15 protein-coding genes are annotated in these 20504 nt (G+C 43.2%); 4 read left to right on the top strand and 11 right to left on the bottom strand.

What is annotated here, in order from left to right; translation table 11 throughout:
• Positions 1-34: 34 nt before the first annotated feature.
• The 4 genes from smpB to KFE17_15065 form a co-directional block, all read right to left on the bottom strand.
• Complete coding sequence (gene smpB, locus KFE17_15080; protein QUO32100.1) at positions 35-505, bottom strand: SsrA-binding protein SmpB; 471 nt, start codon at positions 503-505, stop codon at positions 35-37.
• Positions 468-2630, bottom strand: coding sequence for a ribonuclease R (gene rnr, locus KFE17_15075; GenBank protein ID QUO32099.1), 2163 nt, complete (start codon positions 2628-2630; stop codon positions 468-470). The genes smpB and rnr overlap by 38 nt, the downstream gene beginning before the upstream one ends.
• Positions 2631-2767: 137 nt before the next feature.
• The gene (secG, locus tag KFE17_15070; protein QUO32098.1) at positions 2768-3010 is read right to left on the bottom strand and encodes a preprotein translocase subunit SecG; all 243 of its coding nucleotides are present in this window, start codon (positions 3008-3010) and stop codon (positions 2768-2770) included.
• Positions 3011-3081: 71 nt separating this feature from the next.
• Complete coding sequence (locus KFE17_15065; GenBank protein ID QUO32097.1) at positions 3082-3930, bottom strand: YitT family protein; 849 nt, start codon at positions 3928-3930, stop codon at positions 3082-3084.
• 227 nt (positions 3931-4157) lie between these two features.
• On the opposite strand from KFE17_15065, the gene KFE17_15060 reads away from it, so the two are divergent.
• Both KFE17_15060 and eno read left to right on the top strand, forming a co-directional pair.
• Positions 4158-5522 carry an MATE family efflux transporter gene (locus KFE17_15060; GenBank protein QUO32096.1) on the top strand — a complete coding sequence of 455 codons (1365 nt, stop codon included), beginning with the start codon at positions 4158-4160 and terminating at the stop codon, positions 5520-5522.
• Between the two features lie 87 nt (positions 5523-5609).
• The gene (gene eno, locus KFE17_15055; protein QUO32095.1) at positions 5610-6920 is read left to right on the top strand and encodes a phosphopyruvate hydratase; all 1311 of its coding nucleotides are present in this window, start codon (positions 5610-5612) and stop codon (positions 6918-6920) included.
• A gap of 79 nt (positions 6921-6999) precedes the next feature.
• On the opposite strand, the gene KFE17_15050 is transcribed toward eno, so the two are convergent.
• The 7 genes from KFE17_15050 to KFE17_15020 all read right to left on the bottom strand — a co-directional run bounded on the left by KFE17_15050 (position 7000) and on the right by KFE17_15020 (position 16072).
• A complete protein-coding gene (locus KFE17_15050; protein QUO32094.1) occupies positions 7000-8346 on the bottom strand; it encodes a phosphoglucosamine mutase in 1347 nt (448 codons plus the stop codon).
• A gap of 116 nt (positions 8347-8462) precedes the next feature.
• Complete coding sequence (locus KFE17_15045) at positions 8463-9872, bottom strand: FAD-dependent oxidoreductase (protein QUO32093.1); 1410 nt, start codon at positions 9870-9872, stop codon at positions 8463-8465.
• Between the two features lie 131 nt (positions 9873-10003).
• Complete coding sequence (locus tag KFE17_15040) at positions 10004-10423, bottom strand: hypothetical protein (GenBank protein QUO32092.1); 420 nt, start codon at positions 10421-10423, stop codon at positions 10004-10006.
• Positions 10424-10624: 201 nt separating this feature from the next.
• Positions 10625-11803 (bottom strand): phosphoribosylaminoimidazolecarboxamide formyltransferase, encoded by a 1179-nt coding sequence (locus tag KFE17_15035; protein ID QUO32091.1) that lies wholly within the window; start codon positions 11801-11803, stop codon positions 10625-10627.
• Between the two features lie 32 nt (positions 11804-11835).
• Complete coding sequence (locus KFE17_15030) at positions 11836-12549, bottom strand: IMP cyclohydrolase (protein ID QUO32090.1); 714 nt, start codon at positions 12547-12549, stop codon at positions 11836-11838.
• Positions 12550-12831: 282 nt separating this feature from the next.
• Positions 12832-15357, bottom strand: a complete 2526-nt coding sequence (locus KFE17_15025; protein QUO32089.1) for an FAD-dependent oxidoreductase — start codon at positions 15355-15357, stop codon at positions 12832-12834.
• A 76-nt stretch (positions 15358-15433) separates the two neighbouring features.
• The gene (locus tag KFE17_15020; GenBank protein ID QUO32088.1) at positions 15434-16072 is read right to left on the bottom strand and encodes an endonuclease III; all 639 of its coding nucleotides are present in this window, start codon (positions 16070-16072) and stop codon (positions 15434-15436) included.
• A 188-nt stretch (positions 16073-16260) separates the two neighbouring features.
• On the opposite strand from KFE17_15020, the gene KFE17_15015 reads away from it, so the two are divergent.
• Entirely contained in the window at positions 16261-17061 is an 801-nt protein-coding gene (locus KFE17_15015; GenBank protein QUO32087.1) for a M55 family metallopeptidase, read from the top strand.
• A 188-nt stretch (positions 17062-17249) separates the two neighbouring features.
• Positions 17250-20474, top strand: a complete 3225-nt coding sequence (gene carB, locus KFE17_15010; GenBank protein QUO32086.1) for a carbamoyl-phosphate synthase large subunit — start codon at positions 17250-17252, stop codon at positions 20472-20474.
• The last annotated feature ends 30 nt before the right edge of the window (positions 20475-20504 follow it).

Below are 20504 nucleotides of genomic sequence, written 5' to 3'. Positions count from 1 at the left end.
TATATCCGATTCCAATTAAAATAACAAGTAAATTTTAACCAAAATTACGCACTTTGAATTCTCGTTCTGCTTCTCGCTTCTGGTCTTTCTTCGCAATATCATCCCGCTTATCATAAAGTTTCTTACCGCGTGCAAGACCGATCTCCACTTTTACAAGACTTCCCTTTAAATATACTTTCAGCGGAATCACGGCAATTCCTTTCTCCTTCATTTTGCCAAGCATTTTCAGAATCTCATTTTTATGAAGGAGCAGTTTTCTCGTCCGCAGCGGATCTTTATTGAAAATATTTCCCTTCTCATAAGGACTGATATGCATACCGTAGATAAACATTTCCCCATTCTCAATCCGAATGAAAGCTTCTTTAATGCTGCACTGCCCCATGCGGAGTGATTTCACTTCCGTACCGTGGAGCGCGATTCCTGCTTCATATGTGTCCAAAATAAAATAATCGTGATACGCCTTTTTATTATTTGCGATCAGCTTCGTCCCCTGTCCTTTTGCCATGCTGTTCCTCCACTATTTTAAAATCAATTGTTCTTGCAAGATCATCCGTTCCAAGTACCTGAACCTTCACAGTCTCTCCAAGACGATATGCCTTTTTCAGATGCTCTCCAACCATCTCGTAGGTGTCTTCCCGGTAATCGTAATGATCATCTGTCATATTGACTACATGCACAAGACCTTCCACTGTATTGTCAAGTTCCACATACAGCCCCCATTTTGTGACACCTGAAATAACGCCTTCAAAGACTTCTCCCACATGCTGTTTCATATATTCAACTTTTTTCAGCTTTACAGTCTCTCGCTCTGCCTCGTCAGCTCTTCGCTCAAGCTCGCTGCATTTTTGTGTCACTTCCGGCAGAATACTTTCATAATGCTCCTGTCTTTTTGTATCCATCCGTCCCCGCAGCGTTTCTTTGATAATCCGATGGATCTGAAGATCCGGATACCTTCTGATCGGAGATGTAAAATGACAGTAATAGGACGCTGCCAATCCGAAATGTCCTGTATTTTCCGGCGTATATCTTGCCCGCTTCATTGAACGAAGCGCCAGCCGGCTAATCAGATCTTCTTCCGGTGTTCCCTCTGCCTTTGCAAGCAGTTTCTGAATTTCTTTTGGGTGAACCTCTTTATTAGAAATATGCAGAGAGTGTCCGAAATTATTAACAAATGTAGCAAACTTCTTAATCTTATCTTCATCCGGCACATCGTGGGTACGATAAACAAAAGGAATTTCCTGCCAGAAGAAATCTTCTGCCACCGTCTCATTGGCAATCAGCATAAAGTCTTCGATAATCTTTGTCGCCACATTTCTGTCATAAGGCCGCAATTCCAACGGAACTCCATTTTCATCTAAAATCATTTTCGTTTCCGGAAAATCAAAATCAATGGAACCTCTCTTCTTTCGCTTTGCTCTCAGAATCGAAGCCAAATCACGCATCCTTTCAAACATCGGAATCAGTTCCCGGTATCGTTCACATTCTGCCTCATCCTGCTCTTCCAGTATCTTCTTAACACTTGTGTAAGACATACGTTCATCTACCCGTATCACTGTCTCCGCGATCTTATGATCCGTTACATTTCCTTTCCGGTCAATCCACATAATACAGCTCAGAGCCAATCGGTCTTCTCCTGCATTGAGAGAGCAGATGCCATTGGACAGTATGTGCGGCAGCATCGGAATCACCCGGTCTGCCAGATACACACTTGTTCCGCGTTTCAGCGCTTCCCAGTCAAGCGCACTGTTCTCCTGCACATAATTTGTCACATCTGCAATATGAACGCCAAGACGATATCTGTCTCCGTCTTCCTCAATCGAAATTGCATCGTCCAGATCTTTGGCATCTTCGCCGTCGATCGTAACCATCTGCCACTGCCGAAGATCCATCCTGCCCGCCATATCCTGCGTGCTGACAGGAGATGAAACACGCTCTGCCTGGTTCAGCACCTTTTCCGGAAATTCTGTTGGCAGATCGTAGGTTCTGATAATCGACATAATATCCACTCCCGGATCATTGACATGTCCCAAAATCTCCACGATCTTTCCTTCCGGTTTCTTATCTTTTGAACCGTAAGATGTAATCTCTGCCACAACCTTATGCCCTGTCACCGCGCCCTTAGACCGCTCCAGCGGAATAAAAATGTCTTTCTGGAACTTCTGATTATCCGGAAGTACAAAACCAAAATTCTTGCTGCGCTGGAAATACCCCACAACTTTCGTTACTCCGCGCTCCAGTATCTTCACGATCTTTCCTTCTTTGCGCTTTCCATCCGGCTTTTTTATAATGACAACCTCCACACGGTCTCCGTCAAAAGCGCCTCCCAGGTCATCTTCTCCGATGAAAATATCTTCTTCCTCATTTTCGATCGTCACAAATCCGAATCCTCTTGCATTGGCCTGAAAATACCCGATCAGCTTATTCGCCTCTCCTTTCATATACTTTCCGGTCTGCGTCACATGGATCTTTCCTTCGGTCTCCAGACTTTCCAGCACCTCTTTCAGATCTCCCCTTGCCTCTTTCGGAACCTGCAGGAGCATGGCAATCTCCTTAAACTTCATCGGCACATAAAACTCATCACAAATAAAATCGTAAATCAGCTTTTTACGTTTTTCAAATGTATTTTTCATACTTCACTTCCTTTCTCCGTGTACCTTTGCATCTCATTTTCAAAATGATACCGCAAAAGTATTCTAATACAATATACAAAGAAACACCCTATTCCTAAAAATAGAGTGTTCCATCATCAATCTGTTTCCATTCTCAATTATGCAAATACTTTCAAGTTCAATACTGCTGCAAGAACTAAAAATAAAATTGCCAAAAACTTTGTAGACTTTACAAGTGCGCCTTCCATAGAGCGTCCTTTGTTCTGTCCCCAGTATGTGTCTGCTCCTCCGGCAATTGTTCCAAGACCTGCTGACTTGCCTTCCTGCAGTAACACGATGATTGTCAATGCGATACAGTCTATTACAAATAAAATAGTTAATACAATTTTCAAAATTTCCATATTCTATACACCTCCTACGGTAAAACCACCAATATATGATACCATAGTTTTTCTCCACTGGCAAGACTTAATTATACACTGTGGAACCCTTTTCCAATGATCTGACTCGTATTGGAAATGAGAATAAATGCATGCGGCTCCTGAATCTTAATATAGTTTCTAAGCTTCACCGCTTCCATACGATTCATAACAGTAAAAATAATGTATTTATTATCTCCGGAAAATGCTCCCTTTGCCTCACAGACTGTCGCACTTCGATTAATCTCATGCGTAATATAATCACAGATTGGCTGCGGATTGTCACAGACAACAGTAAAATACTTGTGAAGATTTAAACTCTCGATAAAACTGTCTACCATAAACGAACGGATAGACAGACCGAGCAGCGAATACAGTCCCGTCTTCACATCAAATACGAAAAAGGCCGCCAGCGTTACAACTACATCCGAGATCATAAGCGCCTGACCAATATCTACACTGGTATACTTCTTTAAGATCATAGCAACAATATCTGTTCCTCCGCTTGTCGCACCTACATTAAATAAAAGCGCACTCGCCAAAGCCGGCACCGCTACTGCAAACAGTAATTCCATCATTGGCTGATCTGTCAACGGTGCGTCCATCGGAATGTAGCGTTCCAGCGCATCCAATGCAAATGACAGCAGCACACTGCAGTACGTTGTCATAATTCCAAGCTCTTTACCAAGAAAAATAAATCCGAGTAACAATAGCACCATATTGGCAATAAATGTAAAGTTAGATGCACTCATTATCCCGGTTTTTGCAACCACTACCGAAAGACCTGTAATTCCTCCAAATGTAAAATTATTCGGAAATTTGAAAAAATAGACCCCCACAGCCATCAGCAGCGTTCCAAATGTCAAAATCCAAAAAATCTTGACTTTTCTTCGAAGTTCCATGTTTACTCTTCTCCTGTAACTATATAGATTTTTTCCGCAGATATTCCATCTGCAAATTCCTTTAAATTGTACTCCTTATACACTTATAAGTCAATGAATTACAAACATGTATAATTGTATGCAATCTTAATCTTTTTCTTCAAATTACTTCTAATCTTCTTGTAAATATATTTGAAACGAAGTAGAATATAGCATAGTGTTTACAAAAAGGAAGAGAGGATATACTCATGAAAAAAGTTGATTTATTAAACGGACCGATTACTGCTTCTCTCGCCCGACTTGCATTTCCGATTATGGGCACCTCTTTTATACAGATGGCGTACAATCTAACTGATATGGTCTGGATTGGAGGCATCGGAAGCGGTGCAGTTGCCGCAGTTGGCGCTGCCGGTATGTTTACATGGCTTTTTAACGGCACAATTACTGTGCCAAAGATTGGCGGGCAGATTAAAGTCGCTCATGCGCTTGGAGCCGGAGAAACAGAACATGCAGTTCAATATGCCAAAGGGGATCTGCAGATTGGCATTTTCTTTAGTATTCTATTTGGAATCATCAGTGTCTTATTTGCCGGACCGCTCATCAGTTTTTACAAATTAAATGATCCTGCGGTAATTGCAGACGCAAAAGCCTATCTTATGATTACCGGCGGACTTGTTATCTTTAATTTCCTAAATCAGATCTTTACCGGACTGATGACTGCTCTCGGAAGCAGCATTGTTACCTTTCGCTCCACAACGGTCGGACTGGTGATCAATATCATCCTTGATCCCCTGCTGATCTACGGAGTCGGACCGCTCCCGAAGCTTGGAGTTGCCGGAGCTGCGATCGCAACTGTCTTCGCGCAGATCATCGTATTTTTTATGTACATAAGAGCGCTCTCCTCGGAGTCTTTGCTCTTCTCAAATATGCATCTGCTCAAACCGGCATCAATGTCCCATATCATCGAGATGGTCAAGCTCGGTCTTCCGGTAGGTCTTCAGAGCATGCTCTTTTCTATGATTTCCATGACCATCGCCCGTATCGTGGCAGATTATGGAGCAGCCGCCGTAGCTGTACAGAAAGTTGGAGCACAGATTGAAAGCATTGCCTGGATGACTGCAGAAGGATTCGGCTCTGCTGTCAATTCCTTTATTGCGCAAAATCACGGTGCCGGCAAAAAGGAGCGTATCCGCAAAGGCTATTTTACCGCTATGACAATCATGCTTCTTTGGGGAACCTTCACAAGCGTTGTGCTTTTTGTCTTCCCGGAACAGCTTATGCATATCTTCATTCATGAAGCAGATGTTGTGCCGCTTGGAGTAGATTATCTGAAAATCCTTGCCGTTTCCGAAGTATTTGCATGTCTTGAAATGACTGCTGCCGGAGCTTTCCAGGGACTTGGAAAATCTATCTTCTCCTCGCTTATCATTATTATTTTTACTGCGCTTCGAATTCCTATGGCATTAGCGCTTTCCGCTACTGCGCTTGGATTAAACGGCGTCTGGTGGAGTATTTCAATTTCCAGCATTATCCGCGGACTTCTTCTCCCTGCTGCCTTTGGCTATGTTCTTCATCGCTACATGAAATCTGCAGCAGATAATAAATTTATTTAAAACTATAACTGGATTTTTGTGACAGCTCTTTGCTGCAATAAAATTGAATCACATGGTACATACTAATTCCGAAAAGGAGGAATCAGTATGTACCATTTTTTACCGATAAAAGATATTTTTGCCCGGGAAATTCTTGACTCCCGCGGCAATCCTACAATTGAAGTAGATGTGCTGGCCGGAAATGATATCATCGGACGCGCATCCGTTCCGTCCGGCGCCTCTACAGGACAATTTGAAGCAGTTGAACTGCGGGACGGTGAAAATCGTTACCGCGGTCTTGGCGTACTCCGTGCCGTTGATCACGTCAATTGCGATATTGCAGACGCTCTGGTTGGTATGAATGTTTTCGACCAGAGAAAGATTGACGCGCTTCTTCTTCGCCGGGATGGAACCGACAATAAAAGTAATCTGGGTGCCAATGCCATGCTTGGTGTCTCTCTTGCCTGTGCAAGAGCTGCCTCTCAGGCAATGAAACTTCCGCTTTACCGTTATCTTGGCGGAATCAACGCCCATCGGCTTCCTGTTCCGATGATGAATATTTTAAACGGCGGGCGTCATGCAGATAACAATATTGATTTTCAGGAATTCATGATCATGCCGACAAAAGCATGTTCCTTTCGCGAATCTCTTCGCATCGGCTCTGAAATTTACCATACGCTGCGCAATCTCTTAAAAGAACAAAATCTTTCTACCGCTGTCGGAGACGAGGGGGGATTTGCTCCGGAACTGTCCAATGCCAGAGCAGTTCTCTCCGTCATAACGGAAGCGATTCAGCGTGCCGGCTATCAGCCAAAAGAAGAAATCGTAATTGCACTTGATGCAGCAGCCAGTGAACTTTATGACACTTCCTTTCACAAATATGTATTTGAAGGGGAAGGACGTGCAAACAATACTAAGATACTCCGTTCTTCTGAAGAAATGATTGAATATTATGAAGAACTGATAACGGAATTCCCTATTGCTTCTATTGAAGATCCTCTGGATGAAGAGGACTGGGACGGGTGGGAACTGCTCACGACACGGCTTGGAAATGATGTGCAGCTTGTCGGTGATGATCTCTTTGTTACCAACCGCAAACGACTGGAACTTGGAATCGGCCGCGGCGCAGCCAACGCAGTTCTAATTAAGGTCAACCAAATCGGAACACTGACAGAGGCAGTTGATGCCATTGAAACTGCCCGTTCCCACGGCTACAAAGCAGTTATTTCTCACCGCTCCGGTGAAACAGAAGATACGTTCATTTCCGATCTTTCCGTCGCATTTAATACCGGACAGATAAAAACCGGCGCTCCATGCCGTTCTGAACGCACTGCCAAATATAATCGCCTTCTTCGCATTGAAGAGGACCTTGACTCTGCTGCAGTATATGATGATCCGTTTTTCTGGAAATATGAATAGATAAAATCCGGCAGCTGCTTATTGCCAGCTGCCGGATACTCTAAAACTTCCTCTCGTTCTGCAAAGAGTCATCTGGAATTTATTCTGTTACAAGACCTTCTTCTTTCATAACATCAATAACCTGGTGTACATATTTCTCACAAAGTTCATCCGTTCCTGCCTCAACCATAACACGCAGCAGCGGTTCTGTTCCGCTCTCTCTTACAAGAATACGTCCTTCCTGTCCAAGGGCTTCTTCCACATCCTCAATTGCTTTTACAACAGCCGGATGTGTCTTTGCTGCCGTCTTATCGGACACACGCACATTTTTCAGCAGCTGCGGATAAATCTTCACCTCTTCTGTCAGCTTTCCAAGACTCTGTTTCTTCTCAAGAACTGCCTCCATGATCATCAGTGAAGTAAGGATTCCGTCTCCTGTTGTTGCATGTTTGCTGAAAATGATATGTCCGGACTGCTCTCCGCCGAGTGAGTAGTTGTTCTGAGACATATTCTCATACACATATTTGTCTCCTACCTTTGTCTTCTCATAATCAATTCCTGCCTTATCAAATGCTTTATACAGACCGAGGTTAGACATAACTGTTGTCACTACCGTATCGTGGTTCAGCCTTCCCTGTTCTTTCAGATATTTACCGCATACATAAAGAATCAGATCGCCATCCACAACATTTCCATTCTCGTCCACCGCAATACAGCGATCTGCGTCTCCGTCAAATGCAAATCCGATATCCAAGTTTTTTTCTTTCACAAATGCCTGAAGCTGTTCAATATGGGTAGATCCGCAATTCGTATTGATATTGATCCCGTCCGGCTCATTACTGATGACATAAGTTTTCGCTCCCAGAGCATCATAAACACTCTTTGCAATGGCTGATGCACTTCCATTTGCACAATCAAGTCCAACACGTTTTCCCTTAAACGATCTTGTCGCCAAAGAAATCAGCTGCCCGATATAGCGATTACGGCCTGCGGAATAATCTACCGTTCTTCCGATCTCTCCCCGCACAGCAAGCGGAAGTTCTTCTGTCTCCCCATCTAAATAGGCTTCAATCTTCTTTTCAATCTCTGCTTCAATCTTCTGTCCCTGACCATTAATCAGCTTAATTCCATTATCATAATATGGGTTATGGCTTGCAGAAATCATGATGCCGCAGTCAAAGTCTTCTGTTCGTGTTACATAAGATACGCTCGGTGTTGTCGTTACATGAAGAAGATATGCATCCGCTCCGGAAGCTGTCAGTCCTGATGCCAATGCATATTCAAACATGTAACTGCTTCTTCGTGTATCTTTTCCTATTACGATCTGTGCCTTATGATCCTGTCCGAAATACCATCCAAGATACCGTCCAATCTTAAATGCATGCTCCACTGTCAGTACTTTGTTGGCTTCCCCGCGAAATCCGTCTGTTCCAAAATATTTCCCCATAATGCTGTCCTCCAGTATGTTCTATTTGAATTATTGTCCGTTTTTTTTGCACAATTATCTTTTTCTATTATATGCTTTTTGACGCAAAAATCAACCTCAAAAAACAATTTTGGTAATTATTTGTCCAAAATCTGCATCACCGCTCTTGCCACTGCAATCCCATTTGCCGATGCCTGCATCAGTCCGCGCGTTACCGATGCCCCGTCTCCGATTGCCCGAAGCCCCGGAAGACTCGTCTGAAAACAATCATCCACAAGTACCTTATTCGAATAGAACTTTACTTCCACCCCATAGAGAAGTGTCTCGTCACTTGCAATTCCCGGCGTTACTTTATCAAGCGCACGAAGCATTTCATCAATGGCCACCATGATCCGATGCGGAAATACAAGAGACAAGTCACCCGGAACTGCATCTTTGAGTGTCGGAACGATATTGTTTCGTAAAAGTCGTTCCTCCGTCGTTCTTCTTCCACGCTTAAAATCTCCATAGCGCTGAAGAAGAATCTTCCCTCCGGACAGCATATTTCCAAGCTGTGCAATGTGCTTTCCATATTCGATCGGTGAACGGAACGGTTTCGTAAAATTCTTTGAAACAAGCAGGGCAAAATTCGTATTATTCGTCTTAAGGTCGCTGGACTTATACGCATGTCCATTGACAACAGCCAAATGGTCATCATAATACTCTGTCGCCACTTCGCCCGATGGATTCGTACAAAATACTCTTACCTTATCATCAAATGTCGGCGTATAATATACAAGTTTTGCCTCGTAAAGCTTCTCGTTGAGTTCTTTCATAATCTCGTCGCGCACTTCTACGCGCACCCCTACATCAACAGTTCCATTCTCAGTCTCAATCCCGAGCTTCCTGCATGTGTTGGAAAACCATTCTGATCCTTCTCGTCCGACACCTGCCACGACTTCCGGTGCATAAAAACTATCTCCATGATCTGTTCGTACACCAATGACACGCCCCTCTTCTGTCAAAAGTTCCTCCACCATTGTCAGAAAGCGAATCTCAACTCCTTTTTCTTCCAAATGATGCTGGAGTTTTGTATAAATCTTGTATCCTTCCTCTGTTCCAAGATGACGGATCGGACACTCGATCAGCTTCAAATTCGCCTGGATCGCCTTTGTCCGCAGCCGTTCGATCGCCGCTGCATCATCAATGCCATATATCTTTTTATCTGCTCCAAATTTCAGATAGATTTTATCTGCCTCCCTCAGAAGCTCCTCCGTGTACTCATAGCCGAGAATCTCCGGTAAGTTTCCTCCAACATCCGGAGAAAGCGATAATTTCCCATCTGAAAATGCTCCTGCCCCTGCAAATCCTGTTGTAATGGAACAGGGATTACATCCCACACATACCTTTGTTTTTCGCTTCGGACAGTTTCTCTTTTCAATTGACCGTCCTTTTTCAATCATCAGAATACGAAGGTTCGGTTTCTTCTCCATAAGTTCATAAGCGCAAAAAATTCCGGATGGACCTGCCCCTATTATAATTACGTCATAGTTCTGTTTTTCTGTCATAGGTCATACCCCCTCTTCCATAACTTCAATGCATATTACTCTTTTCATTATATCACTTCACACATGAAAAAGTTTCTCTTCTTTTGTAAAATCTTCTTTAAAATATTATCCTGTACAATAATTCTTATGCATTATATTTTGTATTTTCCCGGAAACTTCAGCTCCTCTGCCAGCTTATTTGTCTCTACAATAAAAATCGGATTCGTAAGTTCATAATCACTGACCTTGACACGAAACCACTGATCCGGTTTCGTAAAAATCCCTGTCACTTCATATTTTATCTCTGTTATAAGAAGCCCGTACGCCGCAATCATTCGGTAACGGTTTGTCTGCTGCCCTGTCCTCCAGCTGCGAAATTCCTGCTGCAATACTTCCGCCGCCGCAATGGCTCGTCGAGAAGCATAGCCGCTTACAAGGTTCATCAATTTATCAAAATCGTCTTCCAAAAGGCTCCCCTCCTGAGAAGTCAAAAGCCGGTCCAGAAAATTCAAAAGCGCCTGCGGAAGCGGCATCAGAAACTGTGTATATGATTCTTTTTTCTGTCTGTTCACTATCATTTCCCCCTTCTTTCACTACACAAGTCCATACGCTTCTCATTGTATCATTGCTCCTTCTTTTCCTTCCACCTTCACTGTTCGCTTTCTTTCGACAGGATTTTGCAGCATTCCTTAGTTCTCTCCACGCAAAAAGCCCCGGATCAGCAGTATATGACGCTTCACGATACTGCCTCCCCGGGGCCATTCTTCTTAATATTAATGATGGAATAAACGGATTCCCGTAAATGCCATTGCCATCTGATATTTATTACATGTCTCAATTACATTGTCATCACGGACAGATCCGCCCGGCTGCGCAATGTACTTCACACCGCTCTTATGCGCCCGCTCGATATTATCGCCAAACGGGAAAAATGCGTCAGAACCAAGTGCAACGTCCTGCATCTTATCAAGCCATGCGCGCTTCTCTTCTCTTGTAAATACTTCCGGTTTTACTTTGAAAATATTTTCCCATGCGCCATCTGCCAGTACATCCATATAATCTTCACCGATGTAAAGATCAATTGCGTTATCACGGTCTGCACGTCCAATCTTGTCTACAAACTGAAGACCTAACACCTGTGGGCTCTGACGAAGCCACCAGTTATCTGCTTTTGTTCCTGCAAGGCGTGTACAATGAATACGGGACTGCTGTCCGGCGCCAATACCGATTGCCTGTCCGTCTTTTGCATAGCATACAGAGTTTGACTGTGTATATTTTAATGTAATCATAGCGATCGCAAGATCGATCTTTGCCTGCTCTGTTAATTCTTTATTTTCTGTAACAACATTTGCGAATAATTCTTCATCAATTTTCAGTTCATTTCTTCCCTGTTCAAATGTAATACCGAACACATCTTTATGTTCGATCGGAGCCGGTACATAGTCCGGATCGATCTGGATAATATTGTAATTGCCTTTCTTCTTTGCTTTTAAGATTTCAAGCGCCTCCGGCTCATATCCCGGCGCAATCACACCATCAGAAACTTCACGCTTAATAATCTTTGCTGTAGAAACATCACACACATCAGAAAGTGAAATAAAATCTCCGAAAGAAGACATTCTGTCAGCGCCTCTTGCTCTCGCATAAGCACATGCAAGCGGAGAAAGTTCTCCAAGATCATCTACCCAGTAAATTTTAGCTAATGTCTCACTCAGCGGCAGACCAACTGCAGCTCCTGCCGGAGATACATGCTTGAAAGAAGTTGCAGCCGGAAGTCCTGTTGCTTTCTTCAACTCTTTCACAAGCTGCCAGCCATTAAATGCATCCATAAAGTTAATATATCCCGGTCTTCCGTTTAATACCTGAATCGGAAGTTCACGTCCGTCAGACATAAAAATCTTTGACGGCTTCTGATTTGGGTTACATCCATATTTTAATTCTAATTCTTTCATGATTTCAGACTCCTTTGTGATTCTCTATTGATCTATTTATTTTTATTTACGATTCTTGTCTCGTAAGTTCCTGTTTCAATATCAATATAGCGCACAAATAAAGACACCTTATTATCTTCATTGAGGCTGTTCCATAATGTCTCTGTAAATCCATCGATTTCATCCGGAACTGCGATCAGCTTCGGTTCTCCCTCAAAGCTTGGAAGCGGATTTCCGTCACATTTGTATGTGTGGATAAAATGTCCCTCTCCTGCCTTCGGATTCTCATAAGCAAATGTATAGCGGTTGCATCCATCCGGACATCCGTTATTGCTCTTTAAAATTGACATTGCATAGTTATATTTTCCATTCTCAATATGCATAATCCCTGAAATACGAGGTGTATAGTTCGGGGCATCCGGTTCAAATTCTCTTGTACGCAAAGACTGTTCAAATGTAAGCTGTTTGTCCATTCCTTCATAAATCGTATCCGTCTGATCTCCATTCGTCACGATTGTCTTATTACCAAGTACTCTGACCGGTGCATAAATGATCAGACTTGGATCTGTCAGTTTTGATTCATCAAATGCCTGTGTGCGGATTCCTGCACCTTCTTCTACAAAAACACGATTTCTGCTGTTTTCACTTCTTCCCATAATAAAATATGCTGTCACTGCCTTCTTGCCGTCAGCACTTTTACCAATGATGATTCCTCTTCCCGGATAGGAATTTCCCTGTAATTCTTTTTCAATTGAAAGCATTTCCATGAGTGTTTCTCCTTTGACATCTCTTTTCTCATACATTAACAGTAACAAATCGTCTGAATTCCCCGACCGTCTCTCCTACAAAATAAAAAACGCCTGGGACGCAAACTATTTGCAGCCCAGACGGTCGGCATCTTTCCCTTATACTTCCTGTGGTCAATTCCACTTCCGTCAGTCATATAAGTAAGTTTAGTGTAGCATCGGACGGGAAAAATGTCAACCTGCCTGAACACAAATTTCTTTTTTAATCAGATTTCATCAAAATTTGATTTTTAGAGGACTTTTTTATAAGACTTCTTTATAAGAAGCTCTCTTCTCCAACGCCTCTGTGAGTTCTGCCATACGGCTCATATCTCCGATCAGAATGACACCGCAAAGACGATTATTCAAGAAATACAGCTTCTGATAATGTTTCTTGCCCATATCTTTCAATTCCACTGTCTTATAGATCAGGTTCGGATTCTTTCCGTTATCTCCTGCTGCAAACAACGCTGTCTTCATGCCGTGGAAGCTAAGTCCGGAAGATACTTCCTGATAAACCAGTTCATCTCCTGCCGCATTGGCGCCTGCGATTCTTCCCTGTTCACTTGCCTCCGGCCAGATTGCATAATTGATTCCTTCAAATTCTGCACAGTCTCCACACGCATAAATGTCTGCAGCGCTTGTCTCCATCCGCTCATTTACTACAACAGCTTTTTCTGTCTTCACGCCTGATTTCTCTATCACAGCTGTATTTGCTCTTACGCCTGCAGAAATAATCACAAGTTCTGCCGGGAACTCTCTTCCATCAGCAAGAAGTACAGAAGATACCTGATCCTCTCCTGTAAATTCCACCACCTGTACACCTGTGTGAATATCTATTCCCTGCTCTTTCGCAATCTTTTTCAGAAGTTCTGCTGCCGGTTCATCCAGCTGCCTTCCCATAAGCATCGGAGCTGCTTCCAATACTGTTACGTCACATTTGGATTTCTTCAATTCCCAGGCAGCCTCAAGTCCTAGCACACCGCCACCGATCACAACGACATGCTTCACAGACGGAAGCATTGTTTCAATCTCTTTTACCTCTTTCAGACCGCGAATGGCAACAACCCCTTTCTTCCCGGCTCCATTGATCGGCGGAATAAAGCATCTTGCGCCTGCGGCATAGATTAACTTTGTATAAAGGAACTGACTTCCATCCTCCAGGATTACGGTATGTGTCTCCGGCTGAATTTCTGTCACTTCTTTGCCAAGTACGAGCTGAATATGATTTTCTTCGTACCAGGATGCATCCTGCACTGCAATCTGCTCTTCATCCAACTCTGCCATAATGGATTTTGTCAGCATCGGACGATGATAAGTACGGTACGGTTCTTCTGAAATCATCACAACAGCCCCTGTCTTGTCCCGTTCCCGGATTGCCGCAGCCGCCTGTAATCCCGCAATTCCATTTCCGAGAATCACATAGCAGTTCTTCGTATCATTGCGGAATGTATTTTCTTCCACTTCTACTGAAACAAAATTCTCCTTGCCAACGCCGCATACCGGACATACTTCGATAGATGAATCAAAAATTTCTCCGCAGACAAGACATTTTACAAGTGTCCTTGTACCTGATTTCTTTCTTGGATTTTCTTTTTTCTGAAGCAGGCATCCGAAATTATATCCATAATCAAAGGCATCCATAAGGTTCTCTTCGCCTGGTTTAAATTTCACCCGGAACCCTTCTGTCACATTCATTCGAAGCTGTTTCAACCGTTCTACGATATGAGGAACTCCTTCTCCGCTCCAACCGTAGCTTCCAAACGCGCTCGCCAGTTTACCGCCATGGGTTCCTGCAAAGATAGATGTTGTCAGATCCCAGATTGGTTTCAGCGCCTCTCCGACAATCGTCGGTGTCCCAAACAAAATACCGTCTGCAAATCCAAGCTCTTCCAACACTTTCGCCTGATCTGCCTCTACCATATCATAACTTCTTACATCAATCTCTCCACTGGCTTTGATTCCCTCTGCAATTTTCTCTGCCAGCATTTTTGTGTAACCATATGCACTTACATACGGGATAATAACTGTTTTCTTCGGATTCGGATTTACAACGGTACACCATTCCTCATAAATATCAAGCAGCTCCGGAATATGACTGTCAAGTACCGGTCCATGTCCGGTACAGATCATGGTTACGTCTAATTCGCGCACCCGTGCAAGCGCTTTTAACATAAATGGTTTAAATGGTCCGATGATGCAGTCAAAGTAATATTTTGTTGCGCGCATATACCCTTCTTCATCTGTTACTTTACTTCTCAGCACATCATGGAAGCCGTAGTGAGAACCAAAGGAATCACAAGTAACAAGAATCTGCTCTTCTTCTATATAAGTATACATTGTGTCCGGCCAGTGAAGATTCGGTACACACAGAAACTTCAATGTCTTGTCCCCAATCTTTAATTCCTGGTTGTCTTTGACAATAATGGATGTAAATTCTCCATTCACAATTTCTTTTAAGAAATTAATCGCACATCCGGTTCCGATGATTTTCAATCCCGGATTGATTTCCAAAAGACGCTCTACACTTCCGGCGTGATCCGGTTCTGTATGATTGACAACAATATAATCAATCTGATCGATCTCTGTAATCTCTTTTAATTTCTCCAGATATTCATCAAAGAATTTTGCTTTTGCCGTCTCAAATAAAATTGTTTTATCACCGGCTTTTAATACATATGAATTGTAGGAAGTACCAAATTCCGTATACATAATAATATCAAATACCCGCAGTGTATCGTCTACAATTCCTGTCCAGTAAAAATTTTTTCTTAATTCTAAGCTTCTCATGCGATTCCTCCTATTCGCTGCATCTTATAATGCTGTTTATTATGAGTAGTGTAACCACTCTTGTCAATATAAACTCTTATTGCACGCCATTCTTCTCACAGATATCTTTCAGACAGCATTTATCGCAATAAGGTTTCGTCCGCGCTGTACAGACTGCCCTTCCATGATATACAAGCCGATGACAAAAATCACTTCCTTCTTCCGGAGGAACAATCTTCCAAAGCGCCATCTCTACTTTCTTTGGCTCTTTTATCTGATCCACCAGTCCGATACGGTTTACAAGTCTTATACAGTGTGTATCTGTCACAATAGCCGGCTTGTGGAACACATCTCCCATAATCAGATTGGCGCTCTTTCTTCCCACACCCGGAAGCTTCATCAGATCATCAAACTGATCCGGGATCTTTCCCCCGAAATCATCTCGCAGCATCCTCATGCATGCGCTGATATCCCGTGCCTTACTCTTTCCGAGTCCACACGGTTTCACAATTGCTTCAATCTCTTCCGGCGATGCATCCGCCAATGCCTCAATGGACGGATATTGGGCAAACAGCTTTTCTACAATAATATTTACCCGTTCGTCTGTGCACTGGGCAGCAAGCCTTACACTGACAAGCAGCTTCCATGCCTCATCATAATCAAGCGTACAGTCTGCATCCGGATATTCTTCTGCCAAACGCCGGATCACTTCTAATGTTTTCTCCTGTAATGTCATATATTTCTCCTGTTGTTTCCTTAATATAAATAGAATCTTCAAATACACGATCCTATACATTGATGGTATACTGTTTTTCTTTGAAAAGCAAGCCTGTTCTTCTATCAAATTCATTCATTTTCCCGCCACAGTTTGTATGCTTCATGGTATAATAGGAATAAATGAACTGAAAGGAGTTTTACTCAATTATGAAAGTATTTATCAGTGCTGATATCGAAGGAACCGCATTTACTATGAACTGGCCGGCTACCAACATCGGCGGCCATGATTACGAAAGAAGCCGCCAGGAAATGACCGAAGAAGTTCTTGCCGCAGCAGAAGGCGCCCACGCTGCCGGAGCTGACCTTGTCGTCATCAAAGACGCCCACGCTTCTGCTACCAATATTTATGCAGAACAGATGCCGGAGTATGTACAACTGATCCGCGGCTGGAGCCGGGAACCACGAAAGATGATCGAAGGACTGGATGAGACTTTTGACGCAGCATTTTTTATAGGTTACCACAGCGCTGCCGGACTGGACGGCAATGTACTGAGCCACACAATTAACGGCTCTGTCATTCACTCTATCCGCGTAAACGGCACACCTGCTTCAGAATTTATGATCTATAGTATGCTTGCTTCCTATTACGGCGTTCCAAGTGTACTCCTGACCGGTGATAAAGCGCTCTGTGAATTTGGCAAAGAATTTTGCCCGGATCTGACAACGGTTGCCGTCAAGGAAGATGTTGGGGGCCGCTCTCAGTCACTGAGTCCAGCCCTTGTGAAGCGCCGCATCCGCGAAGCAGCTACTCAGGCGCTTCAAGGAAATCTGAAACAATGTCTGATCGATCTCCCGGAATATTTTGAGGTTGAAGTCACCTACAAAGACCACAATATTGCCTATTCCAGAAGTTTCTATCCGGGCGCTTCTCTGATCAACCCGACTACCGTAGGTTTTGCATCGGATGACTGGTATGAAGTGAACCGTTTTCTTCTGTTTGTAATCTAACAGTCTCAAACGCATTTTGACTAAAAAGATGCTTTTTAGTCTTTTAGCTGCATTTTTTTGGTCAAAATGCACAAATATGAATTTTACTCTTTCCTTTTTGGCTTTTTTCGCTATAATGTATGATAGCGAGAAAAAAGTCAACTTACAGAAACTTGATTTTTTTATGAAAATATAAGGAGGATTCACGTATGTCACAGAGAACAGACATTCACAAAGTACTTATCATTGGCTCCGGTCCAATCATTATCGGACAGGCCTGCGAATTTGATTATTCCGGAACACAGGCATGTAAAGCCCTTCGTAAACTGGGGTATGAAATCGTATTAGTAAACTCCAACCCTGCAACTATTATGACAGACCCTGAAACAGCAGACGTTACTTATATTGAACCATTAAATGTAGAGCGTCTCGAACAGATTATTGCTAAAGAACGTCCGGATGCCCTGCTCCCAAATCTTGGAGGACAGTCTGGGCTTAATCTTTGTTCAGAACTTGCTGCAGCAGGTGTTTTAGATAAATATAATGTACAGGTAATCGGTGTTCAGGTAGACGCTATTGAGCGTGGAGAAGACCGTATCGAATTTAAAAAAGCAATGGACAAGCTTGGTGTAGAAATGGCACGAAGCGAAGTTGCCTATTCTGTAGAAGAGGCTTTAAAGATTGCTGATGAACTTGGTTATCCGGTTGTTCTTCGTCCTGCATATACAATGGGCGGCGCCGGCGGCGGACTTGTATATAATAAGGAAGAGTTAAAAACAGTCTGTGCCAGAGGTCTTCAGGCCAGCCTTGTCGGACAGGTTCTTGTAGAGGAATCCATTCTCGGATGGGAAGAACTTGAACTTGAAGTTGTTCGTGACAAAGACAATAATATCATTACTGTCTGCTTTATCGAAAATATCGACCCTCTTGGTGTTCACACAGGGGATTCTTTTTGTTCTGCACCAATGCTTACTATTTCAGAAGAGGTTCAGAAACGTCTTCAGGAAAAATCTTATAAAATCGTTGAGTCTGTTCAGGTCATTGGCGGTACAAATGTTCAGTGGGCACATGATCCAAAGACAGACCGTGATATCGTAATCGAAATCAACCCTCGTACATCCCGTTCTTCTGCTCTTGCATCAAAAGCGACCGGATTCCCAATCGCACTTGTATCCGCTATGCTTGCAACAGGTCTGACTTTAAAAGACATTCCTTGCGGAAAATACGGCACACTTGATAAATATGTTCCGGACGGAGACTATGTTGTAATCAAGTTCGCACGTTGGGCATTCGAAAAATTCAAAGGCGTTGAAGACAAACTTGGTACTCAGATGAGAGCTGTCGGTGAAGTTATGAGTATTGGTAAAACATATAAAGAAGCATTCCAGAAAGCAATCCGCAGTCTTGAAACAGGTCGCTACGGTCTTGGAAATGCAAAAGATTTCCGTCAAAAGACAAAAGAACAGCTTCTGAAAATGCTCATTACACCATCAAGTGAACGTCACTTCATCATGTATGAGGCGCTTCGCAAAGGTGCAACTGTAGAAGAGCTTCACGAAATCACAAAAGTAAAAGCTTACTTCATTGAGCAGATGAAAGAACTGGTAGAAGAAGAAACTGCATTAGAAGCACACAAAGGCAGCCTGCCGTCTGACGAAATGCTCGTTGCTGCTAAGAAAGACGGTTTCTCAGACAAATATTTAAGCCAGGTACTGGAGATTCCGGAAGAAGAAATCCGCAATCACCGTATTGAAATCGGCGTAGAAGAAGCATGGGAAGGCGTACATGTAAGCGGTACAGAAGACAGCGCATACTACTACTCTACTTACAATGCAGAAGATAAAAATCCTGTCAAGACAGATAAACCAAAAATCATGATTCTTGGCGGCGGACCAAACCGTATCGGACAGGGTATCGAATTTGACTACTGCTGCGTACACGCTTCTATGGCGCTCAAGAAACTCGGTTTTGAAACAATTATCGTAAACTGCAACCCGGAAACCGTTTCCACAGATTACGATACTTCTGATAAATTGTATTTCGAGCCACTGACATTGGAAGATGTATTAAGTATTTACAAGAAAGAAAAACCTCTCGGTGTAATCGCTCAGTTCGGTGGACAGACACCATTAAACCTTGCTGCAGAGCTTGAGAAAAATGGCGTAAAGATTCTTGGAACTTCTCCATCTGTCATTGACCTTGCTGAAGACCGTGACCTCTTCCGTGAAATGATGGAAAAACTGGAAATCCCGATGCCGGAGTCAGGAATGGCTACTACAGTAGAAGAAGCCCTTGAAATCGCTTCTAAGATTGGATATCCGGTTATGGTTCGTCCTTCCTACGTTCTTGGTGGACGCGGAATGGAAGTCGTATACGACGATGACGCTATGGTAAACTACATGAAAGCTGCTGTTGGTGTGACACCGGATCGTCCGATCCTGATTGACCGTTTCTTAAATCACGCATTAGAGTGTGAAGCAGATGCCATCAGCGATGGAACTCACGCATTTGTTCCTGCGGTTATGGAACACATTGAGCTTGCCGGTGTACATTCCGGAGACTCTGCATGTATTATTCCATCTGCACATATTTCTGAAGAAAATGTAAAAACAATTAAAGAATATACAAAGAAAATTGCTGAAGAGATGCATGTCAAAGGACTTATGAACATGCAGTACGCAATTGAGAACGGAAAGGTATATGTACTTGAAGCAAATCCTCGTGCGTCCCGTACAGTACCGCTTGTTTCCAAAGTATGCAACATCCGCATGGTTCCGATCGCAACAGATATCATTACTTCTGAACTGACAGGCCGTCCATCACCGGTACCGGCTCTGAAAGAACAGGTGATTCCATACTACGGTGTGAAAGAAGCGGTCTTCCCATTCAACATGTTCCAGGAAGTAGATCCGGTACTTGGACCGGAAATGCGCTCTACCGGTGAAGTATTAGGATTATCTCCTTCTTACGGTGAAGCATTCTACAAAGCACAGGAAGCAACACAGTCCAAGCTGCCGCTTGGCGGAACTGTTCTGATTTCTGTAAACCGCAAAGATAAAGCAGAAGTTGTGGAAGTTGCAAAGAAATTTGCAGATAACGGTTTCAAGATCGTAGCAACAGAAGGTACTTGCGAACTGATCCGCTCTGCCGGAATTGAAGCAGAGCGAGTTCTGAAGTTAACAGAAGGACGTCCGAACATCCTTGACTTGATTACAAATAACAAAATTCAGCTGATCATCAACTCTCCTGTCGGAAAAGACAGCGTCAACGATGACAGTTACCTGAGAAAAGCTGCAATCAAAGCAAAAGTTCCTTACATGACAACAATCGCTGCCGCGAAAGCAACTGCAAGCGGAATCCATCACGTACTGAAACACGGCGATGAAGATGTCAAATCTCTTCAGGAACTGCACAGCGAAATTCATGACAAATAAATCGCTTTAAAAAGAGAACCACAGCCAGGC

It is taken from the genome of Faecalicatena sp. Marseille-Q4148, from assembly GCA_018228665.1.
Lineage (GTDB): Bacteria > Bacillota > Clostridia > Lachnospirales > Lachnospiraceae > UBA9414.
This window is presented reverse-complemented; position numbering and strand designations above follow the sequence as displayed.

What these genes read in the sequence shown, in the direction of transcription:
- smpB (QUO32100.1), bottom strand. Translation starts at nt 505, where the DNA reads ATGGCAAAAGGACAGGGGACGAAGCTGATCGCAAATAATAAAAAGGCG.
- rnr (QUO32099.1), bottom strand. Translation starts at nt 2,630, where the DNA reads ATGAAAAATACATTTGAAAAACGTAAAAAGCTGATTTACGATTTTATT.
- secG (QUO32098.1), bottom strand. Translation starts at nt 3,010, where the DNA reads ATGGAAATTTTGAAAATTGTATTAACTATTTTATTTGTAATAGACTGT.
- KFE17_15065 (QUO32097.1), bottom strand. Translation starts at nt 3,930, where the DNA reads ATGGAACTTCGAAGAAAAGTCAAGATTTTTTGGATTTTGACATTTGGA.
- KFE17_15060 (QUO32096.1), top strand. Translation starts at nt 4,158, where the DNA reads ATGAAAAAAGTTGATTTATTAAACGGACCGATTACTGCTTCTCTCGCC.
- eno (QUO32095.1), top strand. Translation starts at nt 5,610, where the DNA reads ATGTACCATTTTTTACCGATAAAAGATATTTTTGCCCGGGAAATTCTT.
- KFE17_15050 (QUO32094.1), bottom strand. Translation starts at nt 8,346, where the DNA reads ATGGGGAAATATTTTGGAACAGACGGATTTCGCGGGGAAGCCAACAAA.
- KFE17_15045 (QUO32093.1), bottom strand. Translation starts at nt 9,872, where the DNA reads ATGACAGAAAAACAGAACTATGACGTAATTATAATAGGGGCAGGTCCA.
- KFE17_15035 (QUO32091.1), bottom strand. Translation starts at nt 11,803, where the DNA reads ATGAAAGAATTAGAATTAAAATATGGATGTAACCCAAATCAGAAGCCG.
- KFE17_15030 (QUO32090.1), bottom strand. Translation starts at nt 12,549, where the DNA reads ATGGAAATGCTTTCAATTGAAAAAGAATTACAGGGAAATTCCTATCCG.
- KFE17_15025 (QUO32089.1), bottom strand. Translation starts at nt 15,357, where the DNA reads ATGAGAAGCTTAGAATTAAGAAAAAATTTTTACTGGACAGGAATTGTA.
- KFE17_15020 (QUO32088.1), bottom strand. Translation starts at nt 16,072, where the DNA reads ATGACATTACAGGAGAAAACATTAGAAGTGATCCGGCGTTTGGCAGAA.
- KFE17_15015 (QUO32087.1), top strand. Translation starts at nt 16,261, where the DNA reads ATGAAAGTATTTATCAGTGCTGATATCGAAGGAACCGCATTTACTATG.
- carB (QUO32086.1), top strand. Translation starts at nt 17,250, where the DNA reads ATGTCACAGAGAACAGACATTCACAAAGTACTTATCATTGGCTCCGGT.